We start from the raw sequence: 6,371 nt of genomic DNA, 5'->3' as shown, positions 1-6,371 counted from the left end.
CGAGGAAGCCGAGGAGATGGCCGACCGCATCGGGGTCATCAACAACGGCGAGCTGATCGTGGTGGAGGAGAAGGCCGAGCTGATGCGAAAGCTCGGCAAGCGCCAGCTGATCCTGCATCTGCAGAGCCCGCTGAACACCGTCCCGACCGAGCTGTCCGACGCGCCGCTGGAACTGTCGGAGGACGGAATGGAGCTGACCTTCACCTTCGACGTCCAGAGCCAGGACACCGGCATCGCCGAGCTGCTGCGCCGGCTGGGCGAGCGAGGCATCGACTTCAAGGACCTGCAGACCAAGGAGAGCTCGCTCGAGGAGATCTTCGTGAACCTGGTGAGGAGCGGCCGATGAACGTCCACGCCATCAAGGCCATCTACGTCTTCGAGATGAGCCGCACCTTCCGCACGGTGATGCAGTCCATCGCCTCGCCGGTTATCGCGACGTCGCTGTATTTCATCGTCTTCGGCTCGGCGATCGGCTCGCGGATGACCGCGATCGAGGGGATCAGCTACGGCGCCTTCATCGTGCCGGGCCTGATCATGCTGTCGATCCTGACCGAGAGCATCTCCAACGCCTCCTTCGGCATCTACATGCCGAGGTTCTCAGGCACCATCTACGAGGTGCTGTCCGCGCCGATCTCGTTCGTCGAGATCGTCGCCGGCTACGTCGGGGCGGCGGCGACCAAGTCGGTGATCCTGGGGACCATCATGCTGGCCACCGCCCGGCTGTTCGTGCCGTTCGAGATCGAGCACCCGCTGCTGATGGCGCTGATCCTGGTGCTGATCTCGGTGACCTTCAGCCTGTTCGGCTTCGTCATCGGCATCTGGGCCGACGGCTTCGAGAAGCTGCAGCTGGTGCCGATGCTGATCGTCACGCCGCTGACCTTCCTCGGCGGCAGCTTCTATTCGATCGACATGCTGCCGGACTTCTGGCGCCAGGTGACCCTGTTCAACCCGGTGGTCTACCTGGTGTCGGCCTTCCGCTGGGCCTTCTACGGCGTCTCGGACGTCCACGTGGGGGTGAGCATTGCGATGACGCTGATGTTCATGGGCCTGTGCCTGGCGGCGATCTGGTGGATTTTCCGCACCGGCTACCGGCTGAAGTCCTAGAGCAGCGTCAGCAGCGCCAGCGTCAGGGTGAAGACGGCGGCGGCGAAGAGCAGGGCGCCAGTCAGGCCGTTCGCACGCCGGGGCTGCGGCTGCGGTTCGGTCTCGGCGTAGCGGACGGCGATGGCCATGGCGCTGTTCCCCAGGAGCTGTGCCGTCCCGGGACGGGAGCGGCGTTCCTGACGGCCGCCTCGCAAGCCGGGCGCCAAGGCTTGCGGCGCCGATCCGGCCTCGGCTAAGCCCCTTCGATGACCTCGCCCTACGATCCCCTGTTCCAGCCGCTGACCTTCGCCCACGGCCCGGCGATGCCGAACCGTTTTGCGCTCGCCCCACTGACCAACCTGCAGAGCCATCCCGACGGGCGGCTGTCGGAGGACGAGTTCCGCTGGCTGACGCTGCGGGCCAAGGGCGGCTTCGGCATGACCATGACCTGCGCCGCCCACGTCCAGCGCCAGGGCCAGGGCTTCCCCGGCCAGCTCGGCGTCTGGTCGGACGACCACCTCGAGGGCCTCTCCCGCCTCGCTGCGGCGATCAAGGCCGAGGGCAGCGTCGCGGTGGTCCAGCTGCACCACGCCGGCATGCGCTCGCCCAAGGAGCTGATCGGCCAGGCGCCGGTCTCCCCCTCCGACGATGAGAAGACCGGCGCCCGGGCGCTGACCGAGGCCGAGGTCGAAGAGCTGATCGAGGACTTCGTCGCCGCCGCCGTCCGCGCCGAGAAGGCTGGCTTCGACGGCGTCGAACTGCACGGCGCCCACGGCTACATCCTGGCCCAATTCCTCTCGCCGGAGATCAACCGGCGCACCGACCGGTTCGGCGGCGCGCTGGAGAACCGCGCCGGCGTCATCTTCAGGATCATCGAGGGCGTGCGCGCCCGCTGCCGGCCGGACTTCTCCCTGGGCCTGCGGCTGTCGCCCGAACGCTTCGGCCTGAAGCTGGCCGAGATCCGCCAGGTCGCCGCCCAACTGCTGGCCGGCGGCCGCCTCGACTACCTCGACATGTCCCTGTGGGACGTGATGAAGGAGCCCAATGAGGACGAGTTCAAGGGCCGCAGCCTGATGTCCTGCTTCACCGAGCTGGACCGTGGAACCACCCGGCTGGGGGTCGCGGGCAAGATCATGCGGCCGGCCGACGCCCTGCACTGCCTGCAGGCCGGCTGTGACTTTGTCTTCGTCGGCCGCGCGGCCATCCTGCACCACGACTATCCGCGCAAGGTGCGGGCCGACACCGGCTTCCTGCCGGCCGCCCTGCCGGTCACCGCCGACCACCTGCGCAAGGAGGGCCTTGGCGAGGCCTTCGTCGGCTACATGCGCACCTGGGCCGGGTTCGTCGCCGCCGACTGACATGCGACAACGCGTTCGTACCAGGGCGTCAAAACTTTAACGCCTTCGCGTTAGGTCGTTGAGTTCGGGCCATTTTACAGGTCCGGAGTCGAAGGCGGCGGAGATGGATTCGAGCAGTCTGCTGAAGGAGAACTTCGAGCCGACGCGGACTCCGTATCAGCTCACCCTTGCCACGCTGATGTCGTCGCGGAGGGCCTATTTCGTCGCCGACGTGGTCGCGGGCCTTTGCCTGGGCCTCCTCGGGTCGCCGGTGTTCGGCGCCATCTTCGCCGCCCTCGCCTTGTGCTGGAGCTTCGCGGCCAAGCGGCTGTTTGAGAGCTGGCTCGAGCAATCGGAGGGCATGGACTCTGATACCGGCCTTCGGCGGCTCGGTTGGGTCGTGGGGAGCCACTCGACATTCTGGGTCGCCGGGCCGGCCGGCTACTGCCTCGTCACGGGAAGTGCGGGCGGGCTCGCCTACAGCGCCATAACGGCGATGGGCCTGATCGCCCTTGGCGTGTCCATGGGTTGGGTGTCGAGGGCGGTGTTCTACGCCATGACGGGCCCAGCGATCGTCGCCCTCGCTACCATGGCTGCGTTCCACGTTCCGCCGACGCAGTTGGCTGGCGTCTACCTGGGCCTGGGGATGCTGTGCCTGACGCTGATTCTCATTCAGACCGGCACCACCAAGGTGGTCGCCGAGTGGAGCGCGGCCGAAGAGGAGAGCCGCGCCGCCACCGCGGCGATGAAGAAGGCCCTCGAGCGGTCGGAAGCGGCTGAGCGGCGGCTGGACATCGCCATGCAGATCACGGGGCTGCACGTCTACGAGCTCGACTACTCCAATCGGACGCTGTCGAGCCAGGGCGCGGAGTCCGAGTTCTACGAGGCGCCGCTTACGTTCGATAAGATGCGCAATGACCCCTACTTCATGGTCGACGAGAGCCAGCGCGAGGCTGTTCAGATGGCTTGGCTCCGCTACGAGGCCGGGGCCGAGCCCTACCGGGCGGAATACAAGATGAAGCGGTCGGACGGGCGTGAGGTCTGGGCCTACGCCGTCGCCGAGTTGTACCGCGAGCCGGGCGGGCGGCCCCAGCGGCTGGTGGGCGCCCTGCAGAACATCACCGACCGCAAGAAGAACGAACTCGCGCTTATGGAGGCGCGCGACTTGGCCGAAGCGGCCAGCCGCGCCAAGAGCGAGTTCCTGGCCACCATGAGCCACGAGATCCGCACGCCCATGAACGGGGTGCTGGGCATGGCGCAGGCGATGGCCCGCGACGAGCTCTCGCCCATGCAGCGCAAGCGCCTGGAGGTGATCGCCAAGTCCGGCGAGACGCTGATGGTGCTGCTCAACGACATCCTCGACCTGGCCAAGATCGAGGCCGGCCGCCTGGACCTGGAGGACGGAGAGGTCGACGTGGCTCAGGTGGCCCGGGTGGCGCTGGAGTCCTTCATGGCCCAGGCCAGCGAGAAGGACCTGATGCTGTCGGTGCACGTCGCGCCGGCGGCGGAGGGCGTGTTCCAGGGCGACCCGACGCGGGTCAGCCAAATCCTGCGTAACCTGGTCTCCAACGCCGTGAAGTTCACCAGCCAGGGCGCGGTTGCGGTACGGATCGAGCGGCCGGGCGACGAACTGGTCCTCAAGGTCTCCGACACCGGCATCGGCATCACGCCGGAGCAGCAGGCCAAGCTGTTCGACGCCTTCGTCCAGGCCGACGCCTCCACCACCCGCCGCTACGGCGGGACGGGGCTCGGGCTGGCGATCGTGCAGGAGCTGGCGCGGAAGATGGGCGGCGACATCCAGGTGGACAGCATGGTGGGCTCCGGCTCCACCTTCACCGTGCGCCTGCCGCTGCCGTACCTGCGCGAAGCCGGCGCGGAGATCGCGCCGGACCTGGACGAGGCCGCCGAGGCGCTCCCGCCGCTGCGGGTGCTGGCGGCCGAAGACAACCCGGTCAACCAGCTGGTGCTGAAGACCCTGCTGCATCAGGTGGGCATCGACCCCACCGTCGTCGGCGACGGGCAGGCGGCGGTGGAATCCTGGCGCGTGGGCGAGTGGGACCTGATCCTGATGGACGTGCAGATGCCGGTCATGGACGGTCTGTCCGCCACCGGCGAGATCCGCCGCATCGAGGCCGAGAAGGGCCGCGCGGCGACGCCGATCATCGCGCTGACCGCCAACGTCATGGCCCACCAGGTGGCCGAGTACCTGCAGGCGGGCATGACCCGCGTGGTCGCCAAGCCGATCGACGCGGCGGCCCTGCTGCGTGCCATGGAGGAGTGCCTGGAGGAGGCCGAGGCGCCTCAGGGCTCGAACACGAACTCCAGCTTCAGCCCGTCCGGATCGGCGAAGAACACCGCGTAGTACCCGGCGCCGTACTGCGGATAGTCCGCCGGCGCATCGAGGACGGTCGCGCCCACTTCGATCAGGAGGGCGTGGAGGCCGTCGACGTCGTCGCGGCTGCCCGCCCGCCAGGCGACGTGGTGCAGGCCCGGAGAGTAGCGGTCGTGCGGCCGCTCGCTGTTGGGGCCTTCCGACATCTTCAGGCCGATTGACGGCGTCCCCTCCGGCGGGGCGAAGTCGAAGCCCCGGTCGTCCTCGGCGATCTGGCGGTAGCCCATGAACCCCAGGACCTGCGCGTAGAAGCTGCGCGAGGCCCAGGGGTCCTTCACGGTCAGATCCAGGTGATGGATCGAACCGCGCACGGCGTCAGGCGCCGTAGACGATGCTGATCGTCTCGGCGATGCAGGCGGGCTTTTCCTCGCCCTCGATTTCGATGGTGCACTCGTTCTTCAGCTGCAAGCCGCCGGACTTGGGCTCGGCGCCGATCAGCTTCTGGCGCATGCGCACGCGCTTGCCGACGCGGACCATGTTGATGAAGCGGACTTTGTCGGAGCCGTAGTTGATGCCCCGGGTCACGCCCTTGATCGGCAGCATGCCCTGGCCGAGGAACGGGATCAGCGACAGCGTCAGGTAGCCGTGGGCGATCGGTCCGCCGATCTCGCGGGTGGCCCGCTCCACGTCCACGTGGATCCACTGGTGGTCGCCGGTGGCCTCGGCGAACTGGTTGACCCGCTCCTGGGTGATCTGAAGCCAGTCGGAGACGCCGACCTCCTGGCCGACGAGGCCGGGCACGTCCTTGAATTCCACCGGTTGCATCCGCTTGGCTCCTCTGAGGATTGAGGGCTGACGCTCTAGCATGGCGCCTGGGGCGAGCAAGCCGGCTTTGCCTGCGGGGCCGGCGCCCTTAAGAAGGCGGCTCGCCGATTGAGGAGCCCATGCAGCGAGCCCTGAGCGTATCCCGGGTCACCGGCAACCGCGGAACCTTCCCCGACTGGTACCAGGCGGTCGTGCGCGAAGCCGACATGGCCGAGGTCAGCCCGACCCGCGGGGCGATGATCATCAAGCCGTGGGGCTATGGCGTTTGGGAGCGGATCCAGCAGACCCTGGACCGGCGCATCCGCGAGAGCGGCCACGACAACTGCTACTTCCCGCTGTTCATCCCCTTGAGCTTCTTCGCCAAGGAGGCCGAGCACGTCGAGGGCTTCGCCAAGGAGATGGCGGTGGTCACCCACCACCGGCTCAAGCTCATTGACGGCAAGCTGCAGCCCGACCCCGAGGCCAAGCTGGAAGAGCCGCTGATCGTGCGGCCCACCTCCGAGACCATCATCGGTGACGCCTTCAGCCGCTGGATCCGCAGCCACCGCGACCTGCCGGTGCTGATCAATCAGTGGGCTAACGTGGTCCGCTGGGAGATGCGTACGCGCCTGTTCCTTCGCACCAGCGAGTTCCTCTGGCAGGAGGGCCATACCGCCCACGCCGACGCCGAGGACGCCCGCGCCGAGACGCTGAAGATCCTGGAGATGTACCGCGAGTTCGCCGAGACGGTGCTCGCCATGCCGGTGATCGCCGGCGAGAAGCCCGAGAACGAGCGCTTCCCCGGGGCCGACAAC

At 67.9% G+C, this 6,371-nt stretch carries 7 protein-coding genes and 1 pseudogene; 5 read left to right on the top strand and 3 right to left on the bottom strand.

Annotated features, from left to right (window positions below):
• Together VHK87_RS18890 and VHK87_RS18885 are read left to right on the top strand one after the other, a co-directional pair.
• Window positions 1–346, top strand: a pseudogene (locus VHK87_RS18890) (multidrug ABC transporter ATP-binding protein); the annotation flags it as partial.
• Window positions 343–1,104, top strand: coding sequence for an ABC transporter permease (locus tag VHK87_RS18885; protein ID WP_329636442.1), 762 nt, complete (start codon window positions 343–345; stop codon window positions 1,102–1,104). The pseudogene VHK87_RS18890 and the gene VHK87_RS18885, both read left to right, overlap by 4 nt.
• Here the strand turns inward: VHK87_RS18885 and VHK87_RS18880 are convergent.
• On the bottom strand, window positions 1,101–1,232 hold the full coding sequence (locus VHK87_RS18880; RefSeq protein ID WP_329636441.1) for a hypothetical protein: 132 nt from the start codon (window positions 1,230–1,232) through the stop codon (window positions 1,101–1,103). The genes VHK87_RS18885 and VHK87_RS18880 overlap by 4 nt on opposite strands.
• A gap of 117 nt (window positions 1,233–1,349) precedes the next feature.
• Between VHK87_RS18880 and VHK87_RS18875 the strand changes: the two genes are divergently transcribed.
• The gene (locus VHK87_RS18875; protein ID WP_329636440.1) at window positions 1,350–2,441 is read left to right on the top strand and encodes an NADH:flavin oxidoreductase; all 1,092 of its coding nucleotides are present in this window, start codon (window positions 1,350–1,352) and stop codon (window positions 2,439–2,441) included.
• A 103-nt stretch (window positions 2,442–2,544) separates the two neighbouring features.
• A complete protein-coding gene (locus VHK87_RS18870; protein WP_329636439.1) occupies window positions 2,545–4,782 on the top strand; it encodes an ATP-binding protein in 2,238 nt (745 codons plus the stop codon).
• Here VHK87_RS18870 and VHK87_RS18865 read toward each other — a convergent pair.
• Both VHK87_RS18865 and VHK87_RS18860 read right to left on the bottom strand, forming a co-directional pair.
• Window positions 4,722–5,123 (bottom strand): VOC family protein, encoded by a 402-nt coding sequence (locus tag VHK87_RS18865; protein WP_329636438.1) that lies wholly within the window; start codon window positions 5,121–5,123, stop codon window positions 4,722–4,724. The two genes, VHK87_RS18870 and VHK87_RS18865, sit on opposite strands and share 61 nt — an antisense overlap.
• A gap of 4 nt (window positions 5,124–5,127) precedes the next feature.
• On the bottom strand, window positions 5,128–5,577 hold the full coding sequence (locus tag VHK87_RS18860) for a MaoC family dehydratase (RefSeq protein ID WP_329636437.1): 450 nt from the start codon (window positions 5,575–5,577) through the stop codon (window positions 5,128–5,130).
• 119 nt (window positions 5,578–5,696) lie between these two features.
• Between VHK87_RS18860 and VHK87_RS18855 the strand changes: the two genes are divergently transcribed.
• On the top strand, window positions 5,697–6,371 hold a 675-nt coding region (locus tag VHK87_RS18855; protein ID WP_329636436.1), incomplete at its 3' end, for an aminoacyl--tRNA ligase-related protein.

The organism is Phenylobacterium sp. (assembly GCF_036263695.1).
Classification (GTDB): domain Bacteria; phylum Pseudomonadota; class Alphaproteobacteria; order Caulobacterales; family Caulobacteraceae; genus Phenylobacterium.
The sequence above is the reverse complement of the archived record's forward strand: the minus strand, read 5'-3'. Positions and strand labels throughout refer to the sequence as shown.